The organism is Pantoea sp. B65, assembly GCF_047308185.1.
Taxonomy (GTDB): domain Bacteria; phylum Pseudomonadota; class Gammaproteobacteria; order Enterobacterales; family Enterobacteriaceae; genus Erwinia.
This window is the reverse complement of record NZ_JAHXPU010000039.1, coordinates 222,658-242,604: the sequence shown is the minus strand read 5'-3', so window position 1 is coordinate 242,604 and position 19,947 is coordinate 222,658. Positions and strand designations below refer to the sequence as shown.

20 protein-coding genes are annotated in these 19,947 nt (G+C 44.7%); 4 read left to right on the top strand and 16 right to left on the bottom strand.

What is annotated here, in order from left to right; all coding sequences use genetic code 11:
- Positions 1–2: 2 nt before the first annotated feature.
- From hisA to JWF83_RS19370, 4 genes are all read left to right on the top strand, one after another.
- On the top strand, positions 3–740 hold the full coding sequence (gene hisA, locus JWF83_RS19385; protein ID WP_413652045.1) for a 1-(5-phosphoribosyl)-5-[(5-phosphoribosylamino)methylideneamino]imidazole-4-carboxamide isomerase: 738 nt from the start codon (positions 3–5) through the stop codon (positions 738–740).
- A complete protein-coding gene (hisF, locus tag JWF83_RS19380) occupies positions 722–1,498 on the top strand; it encodes an imidazole glycerol phosphate synthase subunit HisF (protein ID WP_413652044.1) in 777 nt (258 codons plus the stop codon). The genes hisA and hisF overlap by 19 nt, the downstream gene beginning before the upstream one ends.
- Positions 1,492–2,103 (top strand): bifunctional phosphoribosyl-AMP cyclohydrolase/phosphoribosyl-ATP diphosphatase HisIE, encoded by a 612-nt coding sequence (gene hisIE / locus JWF83_RS19375; RefSeq protein ID WP_413652043.1) that lies wholly within the window; start codon positions 1,492–1,494, stop codon positions 2,101–2,103. The genes hisF and hisIE overlap by 7 nt, the downstream gene beginning before the upstream one ends.
- Before the next feature lie 61 nt (positions 2,104–2,164).
- Positions 2,165–2,647, top strand: coding sequence for a YbaK/EbsC family protein (locus JWF83_RS19370; RefSeq protein WP_413652042.1), 483 nt, complete (start codon positions 2,165–2,167; stop codon positions 2,645–2,647).
- Between the two features lie 41 nt (positions 2,648–2,688).
- Here JWF83_RS19370 and wzzB read toward each other — a convergent pair whose 3' ends face one another.
- From wzzB to JWF83_RS19290, 16 genes are all read right to left on the bottom strand, one after another.
- Positions 2,689–3,699 carry an LPS O-antigen chain length determinant protein WzzB gene (wzzB, locus tag JWF83_RS19365; protein ID WP_413652041.1) on the bottom strand — a complete coding sequence of 337 codons (1,011 nt, stop codon included), beginning with the start codon at positions 3,697–3,699 and terminating at the stop codon, positions 2,689–2,691.
- A gap of 171 nt (positions 3,700–3,870) precedes the next feature.
- A complete protein-coding gene (gene gndA, locus JWF83_RS19360) occupies positions 3,871–5,277 on the bottom strand; it encodes an NADP-dependent phosphogluconate dehydrogenase (RefSeq protein WP_413652040.1) in 1,407 nt (468 codons plus the stop codon).
- Positions 5,278–5,438: 161 nt separating this feature from the next.
- Positions 5,439–5,996, bottom strand: coding sequence for an acyltransferase (locus JWF83_RS19355; protein ID WP_413652039.1), 558 nt, complete (start codon positions 5,994–5,996; stop codon positions 5,439–5,441).
- Entirely contained in the window at positions 5,971–7,302 is a 1,332-nt protein-coding gene (locus JWF83_RS19350; protein WP_413652038.1) for a hypothetical protein, read from the bottom strand. The genes JWF83_RS19355 and JWF83_RS19350 overlap by 26 nt, the downstream gene beginning before the upstream one ends.
- Positions 7,299–8,234 carry a hypothetical protein gene (locus tag JWF83_RS19345; RefSeq protein WP_413652037.1) on the bottom strand — a complete coding sequence of 312 codons (936 nt, stop codon included), beginning with the start codon at positions 8,232–8,234 and terminating at the stop codon, positions 7,299–7,301. The genes JWF83_RS19350 and JWF83_RS19345 overlap by 4 nt, the downstream gene beginning before the upstream one ends.
- Positions 8,235–8,372: 138 nt before the next feature.
- The gene (glf, locus tag JWF83_RS19340) at positions 8,373–9,470 is read right to left on the bottom strand and encodes a UDP-galactopyranose mutase (RefSeq protein ID WP_413652036.1); all 1,098 of its coding nucleotides are present in this window, start codon (positions 9,468–9,470) and stop codon (positions 8,373–8,375) included.
- Positions 9,467–10,723 (bottom strand): flippase, encoded by a 1,257-nt coding sequence (locus tag JWF83_RS19335; RefSeq protein ID WP_413652035.1) that lies wholly within the window; start codon positions 10,721–10,723, stop codon positions 9,467–9,469. The genes glf and JWF83_RS19335 overlap by 4 nt, the downstream gene beginning before the upstream one ends.
- A gap of 26 nt (positions 10,724–10,749) precedes the next feature.
- Positions 10,750–11,715, bottom strand: coding sequence for a glycosyltransferase (locus JWF83_RS19330; RefSeq protein WP_413652034.1), 966 nt, complete (start codon positions 11,713–11,715; stop codon positions 10,750–10,752).
- Positions 11,678–12,880, bottom strand: coding sequence for an O-antigen polymerase (locus JWF83_RS19325; RefSeq protein ID WP_413652033.1), 1,203 nt, complete (start codon positions 12,878–12,880; stop codon positions 11,678–11,680). The genes JWF83_RS19330 and JWF83_RS19325 overlap by 38 nt, the downstream gene beginning before the upstream one ends.
- Positions 12,877–13,839 (bottom strand): glycosyltransferase, encoded by a 963-nt coding sequence (locus JWF83_RS19320; protein WP_413652032.1) that lies wholly within the window; start codon positions 13,837–13,839, stop codon positions 12,877–12,879. The genes JWF83_RS19325 and JWF83_RS19320 overlap by 4 nt, the downstream gene beginning before the upstream one ends.
- Positions 13,840–13,848: 9 nt before the next feature.
- Complete coding sequence (locus tag JWF83_RS19315) at positions 13,849–14,673, bottom strand: NAD-dependent epimerase/dehydratase family protein (protein WP_413652031.1); 825 nt, start codon at positions 14,671–14,673, stop codon at positions 13,849–13,851.
- A gap of 7 nt (positions 14,674–14,680) precedes the next feature.
- A complete protein-coding gene (gene rfbC / locus JWF83_RS19310) occupies positions 14,681–15,229 on the bottom strand; it encodes a dTDP-4-dehydrorhamnose 3,5-epimerase (RefSeq protein WP_413652030.1) in 549 nt (182 codons plus the stop codon).
- A 569-nt stretch (positions 15,230–15,798) separates the two neighbouring features.
- Positions 15,799–16,812, bottom strand: coding sequence for a UDP-glucose 4-epimerase GalE (galE, locus tag JWF83_RS19305; RefSeq protein ID WP_413652029.1), 1,014 nt, complete (start codon positions 16,810–16,812; stop codon positions 15,799–15,801).
- Between the two features lie 44 nt (positions 16,813–16,856).
- Entirely contained in the window at positions 16,857–17,753 is an 897-nt protein-coding gene (gene galF, locus JWF83_RS19300) for a UTP--glucose-1-phosphate uridylyltransferase GalF (RefSeq protein WP_413652028.1), read from the bottom strand.
- Positions 17,754–18,000: 247 nt separating this feature from the next.
- Positions 18,001–18,993, bottom strand: coding sequence for a glycosyltransferase (locus JWF83_RS19295; protein WP_413652027.1), 993 nt, complete (start codon positions 18,991–18,993; stop codon positions 18,001–18,003).
- Complete coding sequence (locus tag JWF83_RS19290; RefSeq protein WP_413652026.1) at positions 18,990–19,937, bottom strand: polysaccharide pyruvyl transferase family protein; 948 nt, start codon at positions 19,935–19,937, stop codon at positions 18,990–18,992. Before JWF83_RS19290 ends, JWF83_RS19295 begins: the two co-directional genes overlap by 4 nt.
- Positions 19,938–19,947: the final 10 nt, after the last annotated feature.

Genomic DNA, 19,947 nt, shown 5'->3' with positions numbered 1-19,947 from the left:
CGATGATTATCCCGGCATTAGATTTGATTGATGGCAAAGTGGTACGTCTGCACCAGGGCGATTATGGTCAGCAACGCGATTACGGCAGCGATCCGCTGCCACGTCTGCAGGATTATCAGCGTCAGGGTGCCGAGGTATTGCATCTGGTTGATTTAACCGGCGCGAAAGATCCGGCGGCACGACAGATTCCTTTGCTGCAAAAGTTACTGGCAGGGGTCACCATTCCGGTACAGGTCGGCGGTGGTATCCGCAGTAAACAGGATGTGGCGGCGCTGCTGGCAGCCGGTGCCAGCCGCGTAGTTGTTGGTTCGACGGCGATAAAACAGCCGGCGGAAGTGCAGCAATGGTTCCGCCAGTATGGTGCGGAAGCGATTGTGCTGGCGCTGGATGTGCGCATTGACGCCAGTAACCGCAAAGAAGTGGCGATTAGCGGCTGGCAGGAAGCCGCAGGCGTCACGCTGGAACAGGTTATTGAGCAGTTTCTGCCATTCGGTCTGAAACATGTGCTCTGCACCGATATTTCCCGCGACGGCACCTTAAGCGGTTCCAATGTTGCGCTGTATAAAGAAATCACTGCACGTTATCCGCAGATTGCTTTCCAGTCGTCCGGCGGTATCGGATCGCTGGAAGATATCGCCGCGCTGCGCGGTTGCGGAGTTCAGGGGGTAATTGTGGGTCGCGCCCTGCTTGAAGATAAATTTACGCTGACGGAGGCAATTTCATGCTGGCAAAACGGATAATTCCTTGTCTTGACGTGCGTGACGGCCAGGTAGTGAAAGGCGTCCAGTTCCGCAACCATGAAATCATCGGTGATATCGTGCCGCTGGCGCAGCGCTATGCCCAGGAAGGCGCCGATGAACTGGTATTTTATGATATCACCGCCTCATCAGATGGCCGTGTGGTCGATAAAAGCTGGGTATCACGCGTGGCGGAAGTGATTGATATTCCGTTCTGTGTGGCTGGCGGCATTAAATCGGCGGAGGATGCCGCACAGATTCTGTCATTTGGCGCCGACAAGATTTCCATCAACTCGCCGGCGCTGGCCGATCCTGAGCTGATAACCCGCCTTGCCGATCGTTTTGGCGTACAGTGTATTGTCGTCGGCATTGATACCTGGTTTGACCAGCAGAGCGGCAAATACCATGTTAACCAGTACACCGGAGACGAAAGCCGTACCCGGGTAACGCAGTGGGAAACGCTGGACTGGGTGCAGGAAGTACAGAAGCGTGGCGCTGGCGAGATTGTACTGAATATGATGAATCAGGATGGCGTGCGTAATGGCTACGATCTGGTTCAGCTGCAAAAGGTGCGTGACGTCTGTAAAGTGCCACTGATTGCCTCCGGCGGCGCCGGCACGATGGAACATTTCCATCAGGCCTTTCGCGATGCTGATGTCGATGGTGCACTAGCAGCGTCAGTGTTTCACAAACAGATTATTAATATTGGCGAACTGAAAAAGTTCCTGATTGAAAAAGGTGTGGAGATTCGCGCGTGTTAACACAACAACAACTGTCCGGTCTGGACTGGGTAAAAACTGACGGCATGATGCCGGTGGTGGTACAGCATCGTGTCTCCGGCGAAGTGCTGATGCATGGTTATATGAATCAGGAAGCCCTGAGCAAAACCCTGAGCGAAGGCAATGTCACTTTCTTCTCGCGGACCAAACAGCGTCTGTGGACCAAAGGTGAAACCTCCGGCAACTTTCTGAAAGTGGCGAGTATCACCCCGGATTGCGACAATGATACGCTGCTGGTGCTGGCCGATCCGATTGGCCCCACCTGCCACACCGGCACATCAAGCTGCTTTTCCCCGGCGGCGCCGGACTGGACGTTTCTTTATCAGCTGGAGCAGTTGCTGGCGGAGCGTAAACATGCGGACCCGGAAAGCTCCTACACCGCCCGGCTTTACGCCAGCGGCACCAAGCGTATTGCCCAGAAAGTCGGCGAAGAAGGCGTGGAAACCGCGCTGGCAGCCACGGTAAACGATCGGCATGAACTGACCAACGAAGCCTCCGACCTGATTTATCATCTGCTGGTGCTGCTACAGGATCAAAACCTCGATCTGAGCACTGTTATCGCCAATCTGCGCGCACGTCATAAGTAACCACTGTGATGAACGCTTAAAGGCCGGTTCTCCGGCCTTTTGCTATGGCAGGGAGTCGGTAATGAACACCTTTGACAAACTTTGTGCCCTGCTCGATCTTCATCAGGCCCGCTACCGGATAATGGAACATGAAGCGGCCGGCAAATGTGATCAGGTCGCCGCTTTGCGCGGCACCGCTGTCGGCCAGGGAGCAAAGGCGCTGGTGTGCCATGTGAAAGGCAATGGTATTAAACAGTACGTGCTGGCGGTTCTGCCAGCCGATCAGCAGGCAGACCTTGCACTGCTGGCTTCGGCCCTCGGCGCCACCCGGGCATCGCTGGCCAGCCCGGCGGAAGTGACGCGCTTAACCGGCTGCGTATTCGGCGCCATTCCCCCCTTTAGTTTTCATCCGGAGCTGCTGCTGGTCGCCGATCCTCTGCTGTTCGAACGTTTCGATCAGCTGGCCTTTAATGCCGGACTGCTGGAAAAATCGATGCTACTGAACAGTGCGGATTATCAGCGCGTCGCAGCCGCCAGAGTGATCGCCTTCCGGCGACAGGCGTAAAAAAACCCGGCAATGGCCGGGTTTAATGTTAAGACGCGGGATCAGTGACTGTCGCGATATTTACGTGACATGCTGCGTCCGAGAACAATTGCCGAACCGAGAATGCCGCCAAGTAACATGGCAATTAGCATCGTCAGTACCCTTTTCGGGCTATCGCGACGAATGGGCAGATCGGGCTGCGTAATATAGCGATAAGATTGCAGTTCATTCATCTGCACGCTCAGATCCTGAATCGACAGTAATCCACGCTGCGTTTCATAGTAATAGTCATCAAATACCAGCGGCTTGGTGCTTTCATTGGCAATCATCGCCTTCAGTGCCTCAGAGCCCAGCAGATAAAGGGTATCGTCAGACAAGTACTCAGCCTGTTGCAACTGAGACTTTTCAAGTTTGGACGCATCGGCAATCTTCAGCGCCTGTTTCATCACCTCAATACGGCGTGATTTCTTATCCTTTGCCACCTGAACTTGCGACGCCAGCGATTCGCTCAGCTCGCGTTTCTTTACCGCCAGGTTACGCAGGATATCCGCGCCATAGTCAGAAACCACCTGTTTATTAACGCCCTGAATATATTTACCCAGCTCTTGCTGCGCCTGTTTGGCGCTTTCAGCGCTAAAGGTGATACTTACCGGTTCAATTTGCCCTTTAATCACCTGATCAACTTTCAAATCAAGCGGCTGTTCAAGGTTATGTAGCGAACCAGAAAGAGCGGACATTGAGGCGTTAAACCGACCAAAAAGTTGTTTCTGCAGATCGGTGATGGCCAGTTTATCCTGTGGATACTGCGCATACAGCACATTCAACACCACATTATAGTTAGCCACCTGGCCGGCACTGGGCAAAGTGACAATCGCTTCAGAGGTCCACTTCTCTTTGGCGACCACCAGATAGATCCCTGCAACCACCATTAAGGCGAACATGGTTGCCATGATGATCATTTTGCTGCGCCATAGCTGAGCGATAATATCCAGCAAATCAAGCTCATCATCATTATTGTGAAAGGTTTGACGTAGAGGAGATTGCTCCGGCCCTGTAGATTTATTATTACTCATAATTTCCTTGAAACATCACTCGACACAATCAGAAAAAATTGAAGCCGACGGCAAAAAAAGATCCGCCAATGGCATGGAAGAAAATAGCTGAAAACAGGGAAAAAATCGAAATGAAATAGCTGAAAAGTTGTATCTGAAAGAAAACTCCCGCCGAGGCGGGAGTCGCGTCAGTTAGTCCAGCCACTCGGTGTGGAACACACCTTCTTTATCGATGCGTTTGTAAGTATGGGCACCAAAGTAGTCGCGCTGAGCCTGAATCAGGTTCGCTGGCAGTACCGCTGAACGGTAGCTGTCGTAGTAAGCAATAGCGGCAGAGAAGGTCGGAGTGGGGATACCATTCTGCACTGCATAGGCCACCACATCACGCAGCGCCTGCTGATACTCATCAGCGATGTTTTTGAAATATGGTGCCAGCAGCAGGTTGGCGATATTAGCGTTATCGGCATAAGCATCGGTAATGGTCTGCAGGAACTGAGCACGGATAATACAACCGGCACGGAAGATTTTAGCAATCTCACCGTAATGCAGATCCCAGTTATTCTCATCAGAAGCCGCTTTTAGCTGTGAGAATCCCTGAGCGTAAGACACGATTTTACCGAGGTAGAGTGCACGACGTACTTTCTCAACAAACTCAGCTTTATCACCGCTCACGGCCTGTACCGTTGGACCGCTAAGGACTTTAGAGGCGGCAACACGCTGCGTCTTCAGAGAAGAGAGATAACGCGCAAACACCGATTCAGTGATCAGCGATAATGGTTCGCCCAGATCGAGAGAACTCTGGCTGGTCCATTTACCGGTACCTTTGTTAGCTGCTTCATCCAGAATCACATCAACCAGATATTTACCCTCTTCATCTTTCTTGGTGAAGATATCTTTGGTGATGTCAATCAGGTAGCTGCTCAGCTCGCCTTCGTTCCATTCGCTGAAGGTCTTAGCCAGCTCTTCGTTGCTCAGGTTCAGCGCATTTTTCAGCAGCGAGTAAGCTTCAGCAATCAGCTGCATATCGCCGTATTCGATACCGTTATGCACCATCTTAACATAGTGGCCTGCACCATCGGGACCGATATAAGCCACGCAAGCTTCGCCTTCAGCACGTGCCGCGATCTCTTGCAGAATTGGCGCAACCAGCTCGTAAGCTTCTTTCTGACCGCCAGGCATAATTGAAGGCCCTTTCAGCGCGCCCTCTTCGCCACCGGAAACACCGGTACCAATAAAATTGAAGCCCTGCTCAGACAGTTCACGGTTACGACGAATGGTATCTTTATAGAAGGTGTTACCGCCATCGATCAGAATATCGCCTTTATCGAGGTGTGGGGTCAGGGAAGCGATCGTTTTATCCGTTGCTTCACCAGCTTGCACCATCAGCAGAATACGACGCGGTTTTTCCAGCGAATCAACGAACTCCTCGACGGTGTAGTGCGGAACCAGGTTCTTGCCCGGGTTCTCAGCAACCACTTCGTCCGTTTTTTCACGTGAGCGGTTGAAGATAGAGACTGAATAGCCACGGCTCTCAATGTTAAGTGCCAGATTGCGGCCCATTACAGCCATACCCACAACGCCGATCTGTTGCTTGGACATTACATACTCCTGTCTGATTAAAGACTAAACGGTAACACAACCGCATTTGATGTATTTGATATGTTAACTCAAGTGGTAATGAAGAGGATAGTAATTGGTGCTATCAGGAAAAGCGTAACCTGACCATTAAATAGCCAGCAGAAAATCGCTGGTTATTACTATTACTGCCGTCCGCTATCACTAATCCACTGCTGTAAGTTGGGATCAAACACTTTTATGATTTTCGCCGGCGTGCCGGCAATCATACAGTTATCAGGAAACACGCCTTTCACCACCGCATGAGCCGCAATGATGCAGTTATCCCCGACCCGGGAACCAGCAAGAATCGTGGCATTACGACCAATAAAGACATTGTTGCCGATATTCGTTTCACTTACGCTGATGCCCTGGCAGACATAAGGCTGATTAATATCCAAAAAGTTATGATCAGTATCGCTAATAAACACATTGGAAGAAATCAGTGAAAAATCGCCGATCGTGACATGTTTTTCACAAATCAAATGAAATGACTGACCAATGGAAACTTCTTTACCCAGTGTGCAATGACCATTCTGGCCTATTTCAATCCGCGCCTGCGGATAAATTCTGGTTTTTTTGCCAACCACTAACTTATTCATACCTTTGGTGAAAAGGGATGGTCCAAAATAAATTAAACCACGCAAACCAGGAATAAACAGACCTAATAAGAATGCCCTAACCACCCAACATAATTTTCTCACTACGAACCTTCCCTAAGATAATATCATTGGCAATTTCTGTAACAAAACTCAGGTCATCATCACGGTAATGCCCAGGGTAGAGATAATCACATAGCAGAACTTTAAGGTAGTGATGAATGCCGGCCAGCTCTCTTTCCGTCAGTGGATAGGCATCCGGTGTGCGTAAGCGGTCATCATCGCTACCCACCTTCCAGACGCCGGGAATATTTTCATAGTAAGATTCTCCGGTTACCAATACTCTCTTACCGTAACATAGCGCTTCAATACCGACTGTCGAGTTATTAACCACCACCAGTTCGGAGTTGGAAATCACGCCTGGCAGTGAAGTAGAATTATCAACAGTGATACGGTCACTGGCGTTAATGAATTGATAAAACGCCTGCTCATACTTACCGGAAAATAATGGATGCTCACGAACCACAATATTAAAATCTGCTGGAATATGCTGATTCAGATAGGTGAGAATCTCAGTATGAGTAGCAAAATTGGGGCTATGCAGCACCATATTTACATCGACAGGAACCTGCGCAGCAAAGACCACATACTTACGCTTTGTCGGTTGCGGGCCGGTGACCACGCTGCTTTTACTTATTGGCAATGATTTTTTTTCAAAAATTTCTCTGCCGACAGGGGAAAAACCAATAAAAAAATTCAGAAGAAAATCAAAAGCTCTGTAAACCGGAATACGTCGAAATTTATCGGCACGCTTTCTGGCGATAAAAAAGTGAAATTCACCGTTTGTCGTATCAGAATCAGAGACAAAAGAGCCCGATACCGGCTGTTTAAAAGCGGAGTTACCATTAACGCCCTGGTGTTCGAAAAAGGTAGTTCCGAAAGCCCCCTGTTCAAAATAACGGATAGCAATGTTATTCAGTCTGGCGATACCAATAATTGCGCGCACCGGCATTCTGGAATCGCCACTGGCAAGGATCATGTCAATTTTTTTGCGTTTGATAAAACTGCTAGCATAATCCAGATAAGCACAACCGATAGCCATATAATACTGTTTATTAGCGGCATCCAGCTTAACGTGATATTCCGTAAGCCAGATCAGGTCCACACCTTTATAGCTGGAATCTTCAGTGGCTATTTTATTATAATAGCCACGTTTAGCCAGATAGTTAAACCAGACAAAAAACGGGAACCATCCGCTAATTACTCTTTTAAAAAAAGAATAAAAAACCCCACTAAAATAGATACTGAAATAATAAAAACGCGCATGCTTATCCAGATTCTGAATTTCTTTCCTGAGCCTGAGAAAAAAACGTGCAAAGTCGTCATAATAGCCAATAGCTAAAATATTCATTTTTTACGTCCTAACAGCCTGTCCAGCCAAATATCGACACTGTAGCTTTCGACGATATTCTGATAGTGCAGTGACAGCGCCGGAGATGAATCTATAAATTTAATAACTTCATTAATTTTCAGATTATCAGGATCGATCACATAGTGCAGTTCAGGATTGTAGAAATCATAGTTCCTGATATTGACGTTGTTAGTGATCAGTTTTTTGCGCAGACCGAGTGTCTCCATAGTTCTCATGGTGAGGCCGGTTTGTTTGGGATGAACTAAATCAAGGATGCATTCCGCGTTAGCCATCATCGCTACCACCCGGCTATAGGCAACAGGTTTAAGGATAATGTCGTGGTAGAATTTTTTGATCACCCGGGGATTTTTTAAAAAGGCAAGAAGAAATAGGATTTTACTTGGATAGTAAAGCAACTTATAAAACCGTTTCCCCGACGCCACAAAACCCGCATCGAGCTTGTCGATTGAATTTAATCTGTCACTATGAATATTGCCGATAAAGAACAGCGAACTTTCCTGTTCCGGAGCTAATAATTCAGGAGCATCCTTTTTGGCATAGAATAAAGGAAGAAGTTCAATAGCAGATTGCTTACAGTCATAGGAGTCAAACGTGAAAACCTGATCGACTTTATCGAATAAAAGATGTGCTAATTTCTTATTCTGCAGTGAGTCCCACATATAAATGGTAACCTGCGCAGCCGGGTATTTATTTCTCAGGCGTTCGATAATCAGCGAATCGATCGCTTCGGGATTGATAATCAGAATATGCTCTATATTATCACTGGTGATAGCCTCAATAGCGCGCGCATAATACTGATAAATCTTATTACGCAGTAGACCAATTAAACCAGCGCGCAAAAGTGTTTTAAACAGCGTCGAATTAGAAGGACGTTCATCGATATAAAAAACATTAAAACCTTTGCCCTTCAATGCTTCCGAGATGACTGAAGGATAATCATAAAATTTAGGACAAATCAATATGACGGATTTATTACAAGTATCAGTTATCATATTTTTAATTGACTTAGATTAATTAAATAAAATAAAAAGTGGCATGTTATATTTTTATTAATTCAGTTTACTGACTGTATATAATGCAGATGCAACAACCTGATGCATATCATAGTATTTATACTCAGCCAGCCTGCCACCAAAAATGACGTTATCTTGTTCCTTAGCCAGAGCACGATACTTCTTATAAAGTGCACTATTCTTCTCATCATTAACCGGATAGTATGGTTCAAGACCCGGCTTCCACTCTGATGGATACTCTTTGGTAAGTACGGAGTGGGTGGTATCACTGCCTTCGAAATGTTTATGCTCAATGATACGGGTAAAAGGGATTTCAGCTTCGGTATAGTTGATTACCGCATTCCCCTGCACATTCGCCTGCTCTGATTCGTAAGTATCAAATGTCAGCGAGCGATACTCCAGCATGCCATAACAATAATCAAAATACTCATCAATTGGACCGGTATAAATAATTTTACCGGCTAACTTATCAAGCTCGTGACGCTGTTTGAGATAATCAACATTGGTACGCACTTCTATGCCATCTAACATCTTCTCAATCAGTTGTGTGTAACCACCAATTGGAATACCCTGGTAACGGTCAGAAAAATAGTTATTATCATAGGTGTATCTGACAGGTAACCGTGAAATGATAAACGGTGGAAGCTCGGTGGCCTTACGACCCCATTGTTTCTCCGTATAGCCCTTAATCAGCGCCTCATACACATCCCTCCCGACCAGACTGATAGCCTGTTCTTCCAGATTTTGTGGTTGTTTTCCGGCCAGCTCTTGTTTTTGTTTATCAATAATAGCCATTGCTTCCTGCGGGGTCGTGACACCCCATAACTGATGGAAGGTATTCATATTGAACGGCAGGTTGTATAACTTGCCTTTATACAGAGCCAGGGGAGAGTTAGTAAAACGGTTAAACTCAGCAAAAGAGTTTACATAATCCCATACTTCTTTATTATTAGTATGGAAAATATGGGCGCCATATTTATGAACATGAATCCCCTTGTTATCTTCAGTATAGATATTACCACCGATATGCGATCGTTTCTCTACAACGAGGACTTTTTTTCCTTGTTTGTTGAGTTCATGAGCCGCAATAGCGCCAAATAAACCCGAACCAACAATAAGATAATCAAATTTCATTTCTGTACCTTGAATATAAAAAGAGGTAGCTTTAATTTCCTGATGGCGATAAACATCATAAATACAATGGCAGTCTCAACAGACAGCACAGATATTGCTGCACCAACCCCTGAGTAATACCAGGCCAGTGGTATCAGGATGATGATATTGAGTATCCCCCCCATCAACAGCACGCGGCTAAATATCACCTTGTGACCAGTAGTCAGTAGTGTCTGAATGCCAAAAATATTACTTAATCCGATAATAAATGGTAACCATGCCAGAACGCTCAGTACCGTGATACTCTGCTGGAATTGATGACCATAAAGAAGGTGAATAATGTCAGCTGAAAAAACGAATAGCACTACACTTACCGCTAAGGTGCCGATACCCTGGATTACCAACAGTTTGCGTAAAAAAGTATAGGCTCTGACACTGTTGTTCTTCATCAGTGCTGATATTCTTGGATACAGCGCCTGTGAAACAGGATTAATCAATCCCTGAACCGCCTGCCTGATCTTGTCTGCCGCCGTAAAATAACCCACGACAACCGGACCACAGATAAAACCCAATAGCACAACCGTGGTGGCGGTATACAAACTAATTGCAGCGGAAGATAAAAAATAGTGCCAGCTTTCACTTAATTCATGTTTAATGCCATTAAGATTTGGTTTTCGCCAGTGGATTAACCCCATCTTATAGACACTATACAGACCAATAAGGCCGGAGAAAAGATTTGTCAAACCGGAGATAAATGCTGCAAGCGCAATATCATTACTGGTTTTAACAAAAATAAAAATTAGAGGTACGGTCATAAACTTGGCAACGATATTGGACAAGGCAATCCTGCCCATTTTCTCCTGTCCCTGAAATAGCCAGACCGGGAAAATAACATCGCCAATAACCATAATGTAGGCAGCAATCAGCACGATTTGAATATCATGTAATTGTCCGCTAACCAGGCTGGTCAGGAGTAAAATAACAAAGCCGGCAACACAAAGAAAAACTTTAGTATATATTACATTAAAAAAAATGATGCTGATATCATTCTTATTGCCATTACTTTCGGCTATTCGCTTGGTTGCTGAAAAGTTGAAGCCGTACTGAGTAAGCAACAAAAAATACTGAATTATAGCCAGACTAAAGCTTAAATGACCGTAACCAAGCGGGCCAAGCACCCTGACCAGATATGGCAACGTGAGAAGTGGCAGCACATAATTCATACCCTGAATAGAAAACAGAGACAGAATATTTTTTATTACTTTCGTGTCCAATGCAATACCTTAATTTAAATTCAAAGTTATTTTCTTAATAACTTATCCAGCGTTACTTTTTTAACAACATCAGGAGCATAGAGAATCAGAATCGCTGTCAACGTTTCCTTTAAAGTTAACAATTTATTACCGCTAAAAAACGAAAAACGTTTTCTGTATTCCTGTCTGATAAAAGATGAGTAAGTCTGTTGCTGATTAAATCTGGCCAGCCGAATATAAGTATCTATTACACATTTTTTGATATATAGGTACTGATAAACATCATTAAATATCCTGGTATTACTCTCCGGGATATAACGCTTTACAATATCCATACCGGTAAAGAGATCAAATATCTTCGGATTGAGCTCAGCCTGCTTAGTAATCGACCCCTCTCGCTGACGATAATGTATCAAGGCAGCATCAAGCAGCGAGACACGTTTGGCTGAAAAAATCAGCGGCAGGGTGGTGGGAGTATCTTCAAACCAAAGACCTTCAGGATAGCAAATACCATTACGGGTGAATAATTCTCGCTTGTAGACTTTGTCCCAGGCGCCGACTTTTATATGACGGTACAGCGGATATGACGCTTGTGGCGACTGGCTCTCCAGGCGTGGCGGGATCACCGCACGCTGAGTCTGCGGGTATTCCAGATAAAAACCGCAAGAGACAATATCATCATCCTTTGCGATAGCATGATTCACCATGGTTTCATAGGCAGATAACTCCACCCAGTCATCTGAATCGAGAAAAGCGACATACTTTCCTGAAGCAACTCTCAGGCCATAGTTCCGCGCGGCGCTCAGGCCAGCATTCGCTTGCTGAAGCGCGATTACCCGGGCATCATTTTTACTGAAAATATCAATAATCGTTTGACTGTTATCCGTGGAACCATCATTTACAATAATAATTTCCATATCATTTAATGATTGATTCACAACCGAAGTCAGACACTCCTCAAGATAGTCTGCTACGTTATAAACCGGAATTATTACTGACAGCAGAGGGGGCATGTTTAACCTTAAATACAAGTTGAATAATCAGGATAACAAAAATTGTTCTGACATAAATTGGCGCCAGGCTTAGTGTCGCTTCAGTAAAGACCGAAAGAAAGACCGAAGGGATACTGATGTAGTACAGCACTGATAACAGTATATTCCTGAACCGGTACTTATACAGGAATGACATCATTGCGCCGAATGCAATAAAGTAGCATGCTGAACCGAAAGTGCCGAAGTACTTATACAAAACGCCAAAAATCGTGTAGGTATTCGTCTTTATCTCGGGCGTAAGGAAGATGCTATCAGCGACAATATTGAATGCCCCATCCGATGCCATCCCTAACATCTGTTCAATATAGACAAAAGTTTTCGGCAGATAAATAAAATCAGGGTTATTATAGAACACACTAAATGCCGGTAACCCGCCAAAGATATACATTAAAAAGTACTGAAAGGAAAAGCCTGATTCGCTTCTTATCATCCCCGCCAGCATAAAGAAAACAATAAACAGAAATCCGTATTTGAATATAAATTTAAATGAATCTTTGCTGCGGTCGATAAAAATAAATGACAAACTAAGGATATCGACAACCCCCTGCCAGCGACTCCCCATCAGAGTGGCGAAAATCAGCCTGACTAGCAGATTTGAAGCGATCATTTTCTTTTTATCGGACAACAGCGCGAATGTCACCAGCAAGATATAATTAAACAAATAATTATTCTTGATTACTCGCATAATGATAAAGTTTGATAACAACCCCGGATAACTATTATCATCCGGATACATCTGCACAGCGCGTAAGTTAGCGATAAACTCGACCAGCGATTTTCCTGAGGCCAGGTACTCTCTTAGCATTATCAAAACAGCTAATGTCTGGATAACAAAAGTGATAATAAATAATGCTTTAACAATTCGATATGATATCGGTCGATACTTAACTTTTATCCTGATGTTTTTGGTCATCACCGATGCAGCTAAAAACAGCAGAATCATGCTGAGAACAAAACACATCGCACTGTCGCTGGTTTGAATATAGCCCGCTAAGGTGACGTTAAAAAACATCACTGCCAGCCAGACAAAGCTAAACAACACTGCCGGATGAGTGATATCCGCATAATAACGGTACACTGCAAATGAAATTATCAGCATGATCAGCAGGGAGCATATGGCAATCAACTTTTGTATTCCTCATGATGAGAGAAATCTTCTTTATAGCCATGCCGGGAAGCGATATGGAATAATTTAAGCCCGGCAAAATCGAATTTTGTCAGGAATAAAAAATAATACTTCACATACCATTTCAATAATGCATTCCGACTATAATACTTCTTCAGAATATAGGTATAGTTTCTGAAGTAGCAATATCTGCGTAACTTGCCATCGGGCAGGTTAACCTTAAAACGTCCCAATACCAGCACAAAAGGAACTCTGTTTTTGGGATGATAATGTCTGGCACAAATAACTGTACAGATTCTGGCCTTATGCAGTCTGGCGCGCGATTGAAATTCATTTTCATCGCCCCAGATAAACATATCTTTTTTAGGTTTGCCAATCTGCGCTATCAGTGAGTGGGTAAATAAAACGCCATTAAATGGGTTTGCCACATTTTCCACCACATCATCCTGCTGATAGCTCTGCAGCAATTGCGCAACAGTGAAATACTTTCCGATGCCAAAACTTAGCTGGTCATGATTCTGCTCATCAATAACCAGTGGGCTAATAAAATCATATTCTTCACTTCTGGCTACCAGTCCAGCGAGGCATTCAACATCCGGATATCCGTCATCATCCATCGTCCAGATTAAATCAAAGCCTTCATTAAATGCTTCATTAATACCGAAGTTAAATCCACCTGCCCCACCGGTGTTTGTCTCCAGGTAAATATGCTCAACTTCGATACCGGTAGCAGCATGGTTATCGGGAGTATTTAACGTTCTGTTTGCTACGGTGGCGCTGTCATTTAGCAGTCCGTTTTCGATCAGAAATGCTTTCGTGCCGTCGGTGGAGTTATTATCAATAATTTTAATTTTTGCAACGGCATAGCTCTGCTGCAGAAGATTTTGCAGACAGCGAGTTAACAACTCTTTCCGATTAAATGTAACCAGGACAACACATACTGATTTAAGCTTTGACATAGTCAGGTATCACTCAATGTTATTTTTATAATCTTGTATCATTGTCCGAAGATCTTTCAGCATATCACTGGAACGAAACCCGTCAATTTTTTCGGCTGCCAATGCAATATCTGTTTCCGGGAAATACTCATTAAAGCCATCACAATCGTGCCAGACCAGATCGCAACCGGTCTCAGTGACCAGTACCTCACCGATTTGCTCAGCGGTGATATTATAACCTGCGGCAACATTAATTATCTGCCCATGCCACTGCTGATGACTGGCGGAAATTGAGCAACAAACCTCAGCAACACAGTCGACGGACACATAGTCCTTGGCATAGTGCTTAGGAACATACATATCTACTTTTTTATTATTAATGGCATTACGGATAATTGATGGCAGGAAAAGCGGACTGTTCAGCGCCAGGCCATAGACATTGCCTGGCCGCACAATGGTAATGTTTTTTCCACTGCGCAGCAGCAGTTCTTCAGCAACCAGTTTGGTCAGATTGAAAAGACGTCGCTTATCATCACTACAAATCGTGAGATCATCATTTTCACCTGAGTTCTCCTGATTCATATATACACGCGTCGAAGACATATAGAGCAAATGTTCGAAGCGGTTATTTTCCAGAATTTTAGCCAGCAGTTCAGTATTTGCCCGGAACACATCAAAAGGCGCATTAACGCAGTTTCCGTTACCTGCGCAATAAATCACATTACCTAAGTCCTGGTTATCAGGGACGGCGTCACTGCGTCCGCGGATATCAACCTGATGTCCGCTGGCAGTTAATTTTTTATAAATTTCGCTGCCGATAAATCCGTTTCCACCAAATAGTGTATAATTTCCCATTTTAGTCTCACCTGAAATTTATCTGATCTTTTATCGCGGCAAATCCTGGCAGTTTTTTATCTTTCTCTGATAAAGTGACTGCATCATCTGGCCAGGGGATGTTTAGCTCCGCATCATTCCAGATAATACCGCCCTCATCTTCAGGATGATAAAAATCAGTGCATTTGTATTGAAACTCAGCAGTATCACTCAGTACCATAAATCCATGAGCAAATCCTGGCGGGATATAGAACTGCAGTTTATTCTCGCCGCTTAATACAACAGTTTCAAACTGTCCGAATGTCTCAGAATTTTTTCGCAGGTCAACCGCCACATCCAAAACTTCCCCGGAAGTCACCATCATCAGCTTACCTTGCGGGTAATTTTTCTGGAAATGTAATCCCCGTAACACCCCCTTCGTCGAAGATGAACGGTTATCCTGAACAAACTCCAGATCTATCCCCAGCGCGGCATATTTTTCTTTATGAAAACTTTCAAAAAAGTATCCGCGTTCATCACCGAACACTTTTGGCTTAATCAATTTCAGCCCGGAAATGCTGGTCGGTAGTAGTTCCAAGTTCAATCCTCTCCACATTGCTGTATAGAATTACCGTCGCCAAAATTTATATTCTTTTGGCCGCGGTATAACTATCTGTTAATTTTGATGAAATGTTAAATTTTCTCTGGTGGGGAAAACAGATAACACTGAGCTCTCAGCTGCTGCTAAGGTAATTATCGAGGTTAAGGTACTAAAACAAAACCACGCTACCGCCCCTGGCTCCCAGCAACCAGTTTGCTGCAGTGACGTCAGCGATGTGAAATTAGCAGCAGCATACGCGGTTTAGCCGGGCTGTAACTCAAGATTTATCCTGAAGCGTCAACCGACAGAATGCGGTCTATCGCCATCCTTGTGCTGCGGTAAACTGTAATTTTGGTACTTACCTGCGCCATAAACAAGCCCAGATTAGGGAAGTTTTGCCGCAACCCCAAGCAGAATCGCTGATTCCCGGCCTAACTGTCTATTTCACAGTCGATATCCGGCTCTTTTCCGGCAGCAGTCAGGGCATGTCGCTAGCGTTTGCTCCGCAAAAAAAGCAAAAAAAAACTCTCCTTCAACATGCAAAGGAGAGCTTTTCAAATGCAGAATTATTTATAGCCCTGCGGGTTCTTCGACTGCCAGTTCCAGGTATCGCGCATCATTGCATCAATGCCACGCGTAACACGCCAGTCCAGTTCTTTATCTGCCAGTGCGGCATCGGCCCAAAATGCGGCCAGGTCACCATCACGGCGTGGTGAAATCTGGTAGGGAACTTTACGACCAGACGCTTTCTCGAACGCTTTCACCATCTCCAGCACCGAGTAACCCTTACCGGCGCCGAGGTTATAGGCTTTGTAGCCGTTAATCGCCACCAGATGATCCAGCGCCTTCAGATGCCCTTCGGCGAGGTCGACCACATGGATATAGTCACGTACGCCGGTACCATCTTTAGTGTCATAGTCGTCACCAAAAATCCCCAGCTTCTCCAGACGGCCAATGGCGACTTGCGCAATATAAGGCAGCAGGTTGTTTGGAATGCCATTCGGGTCTTCGCCAATCTCACCGGACTCATGCGCCCCTACCGGATTAAAGTAGCGCAGCGCGATAGTCTTAAAGTTACTGTCAGCTTTGGCATAGTCTTGCAGAATCTGCTCTACCATCAGCTTGGAGGTACCGTAAGGACTGGTGGTACCACCGATTGGCGTCGTTTCGACATAAGGAACTGGCGAGTTGGCGCCGTACACTGTGGCAGACGAACTGAAGATAAACTGAAACACCCCGGCGTTACGCATCTCTTCCAGCAGCACCACGGTACCGGAGACATTATTCTCGTAATACTCCAGCGGTTTCCGCGTTGACTCCCCTACTGCCTTCAGGCCGGCGAAGTGAATGACCGCGCTAATACTGTGTTGAGAGAAAATATCGCGTAAACACGCCCGGTCAAGAATATCTCCTTCGCAGAACACGGCTTTTTTACCCGCCAGTTTTTCTACCCGGTTCAGAGATTCACTCGAAGCATTACTCAGATTATCCAGTACCACGACATCGTCGCCGCGTTGCAACAGCGCCAGTACCGTATGGGAACCGATATAGCCAGCCCCCCCAGTTACCAAAATTGCCATCTGAACTCCTTTCAGCCGCAGCCTGCTTGCAGCATGTAGTTAAATTATTTTGCCAGAAGCTTCTGAATCTGTTCGCGGAACTCACGTCCCTGGGTGTTGTTACGCAGGCCAAAAGAAACGAACGCCTGCATATAACCCAGCTTACGGCCACAGTCAAAGCTACGTCCGGTCAACAGACATGCATCAACCGGCTTTTTCTTGCTGAGATTGGCGATAGCATCGGTCAACTGAAAGCGGCCCCATGCGCCGGGCTCTAAGGTCTCCAGTTCTTTCCAGATATCACCTGACAGCACATAGCGACCAACAGCAGCCAGATGAGAATTCAACGCCTGTGGCGTTTCTGGTTTCTCAACATATTCTGTAATGGTCTCAACTTGCCCTTCGTTATCCAGTCGATGTTCGGTAACAATCACGGAGTACTCAGAAAGATCGGCATCCGGCATATGTTGTGCTAATACCTGGCTGCGCCCTGTTTCTTCGAAACGCGCAACCATTGCGGCGAGATTATAGCGCAACGGGTCAGCAGTGGAATCATCTAACACCACATCCGGGAGGACAACCACAAAAGGATTATCGCCAATCATTGGGCGGGCACACAGCACCGAGTGGCCGAGACCTAACGGCTGCGCCTGGCGGACGTTCATAATGGTCACGCCCGGCGGACAAATTGATTGTACTTCACTCAGTAACTGACGCTTAACGCGCGCTTCCAGCAGCGCTTCAAGCTCGTATGAGGTATCAAAATGGTTTTCAACCGCGTTCTTGGACGCGTGGGTGACCAACACAATTTCCTTAATACCTGCCGCAACACACTCGTCAATGATGTACTGAATCATCGGCTTATCAACGATAGGCAACATCTCTTTAGGAATGGCTTTTGTAGCAGGGAGCATATGCATACCGAGGCCCGCAACCGGGATAACTGCTTTAAGCTGGGTCATATTTTTTCCATATCTATGATGTGAAGTCAGTCACACATTATGCACCAGGTGCATGATTGTTAAGTATAATCATAATCTGAAAATTTTACATGAACATCTCATAATTCCAGGGAAAATATAACTCCAATAGTGGGTATAAAAGCGTACTAAATTCAAATCACCTCTATGCATAACCAATAAAAATTTCATTAACAATATTTATATACTAAAAATAAAATTAGCTAGCAATTAAAAGGCAATCTCACTATTAAATTTCAACCAATTTCAACTGACGAAGCACTCCGCGCAAAACACGATATGAAAAGAAATTTATGCTGGCTACTCTCATTAATGGCGTTTGATACTGCATCATTAATTTTTTATACTCATCTTCTGTGGATTGAGAAAAATTCACCTCAGAACGAATATGAATTATAATGAACATATTATTCTTGATACGTTGTAGCAAATGTCTTTTACTTTCTGCATTGTCAGTTTTTTGGTATAATTCCTGTAATGCCTTTATACTCTGTAGATAGCCAATTGCATTTCCTTCCCCCCGCCGTGTTTGCATGATAGAACCACTTCTCAAACGCCGTTCGAAGAAACTCTGCGCTGTAACTACAACTTTTTTTGCATTAAAAAAAAGTCTCGGCGTAAACTCTTCATCTTCATGAATAATAGGCTTGAAAAAAAGGTTATTATGCTTTTGCAGATCACGACGGTAAATATAGAGCCAGGCATTAGGGAAAAAAACCGCATTCTGCGACATACCACAGAATGCAGTTTCTCCATCAGTGTAGGTATGTTCCATGCCACGATTATACTCAGGCATTTGCAGCATTTTTTTCCCGGATTTCAAAACATCCTTATCATAAAAAGATTCTGCAGAAAATACGAAAATATCCAAATCTGGGTTTTTCCCCACCGCATCTTGAAAGACTTCAACAAGATTATTTTTCAGCAAATCATCAGAATCAAAATAATAGATAAAGTCACTCTTCGCCAAACGAGTGCCAACGTTACGCGCCTCACCAAGCCCAGCATTTGGAGTATGAACAATAGTGACATGTTCATATTGTGCATAAAGTTGCTCAATCAATGCCCCTGAATTATCAGTCGCTCCATCATCGACGATAATGATTTCATCAGGTGCTACCGTTTGCTCTAGCACTGAATCGACAGCAGCCTTAACGTATTTTTCAACGTTATACACTGGAATCACTACTGATAATGTTGGTTTCGACGAAATTTCACTCATAGTCTAATTAACTCGCAATTGGGAACATCTTTTGTCCATGACATGTAATAACCGGAGTTTTTCCCATAGGAATTATCAAGCAATTGTGTTTTGACACCCAATAGACAGCAAAGAATATGGCCATGCATGCGCGAGGTAATAACTGTATCGTGTGACATAAAATAGTTGTTAATGCGATCAACCAGTCGGTCTGTATACCTGCCCCAGATACTTGGTGCCGGTATAAGTTTGCTGGAAATATGTCGGTTAAAGCGTTCTGCATTCTCAATCAGATTCAGTACTGTTCTATCACGATCGGTACAAATATCTTCCCAGTCTTCAAACTTGTCGCGTGTAGGTACATTTGGAAAGCCTGTGACATTGGTTTCCTCGATATCTTTCCGCAGCATCCACAATTTTTCGCTTTTGATATCCGTTGGCTTTTGCTGAGGAAATACATTCCAAAGCGCATGAGCCATATCTGGGCAAAGCACGACGTGATCACAGAAATGCTGCAGCAATATCTCCTGGCTACGCGTATCACGACAAAAAATTGTCAAATTTTTATGCTGTTTTATAATCGCAGCAGATTTTTCAAGCTCAATTGAGCTCTTGAAATGAACGGTTTGTGGTAAAAATACCACTTTATTATCGGGGAACTTTTGTACCACAGCCTCTCGCAAGCGTTGATGGTGTCCATAAAGGTCCCCGAAGTTACCTCCACCATGCATCATAATTACGACATCTGACGGCAACTTACTAGTTTCATCAACATATTTTAGACTACACTTATCAGTTCTGCGCGCTAACACTTGGTATTTCTGCTCAATAAAGAACTGTTCTGTACCTTTATAAATTAACAAATCGCCTACATTCAGATGTAACGGAATATCCAGATAAACAACTTTACTGTTTTGCGGAACCTCATCAACAATTACTGAAAGCATTTGTTTTAATTTTGCCATATGGTGCATA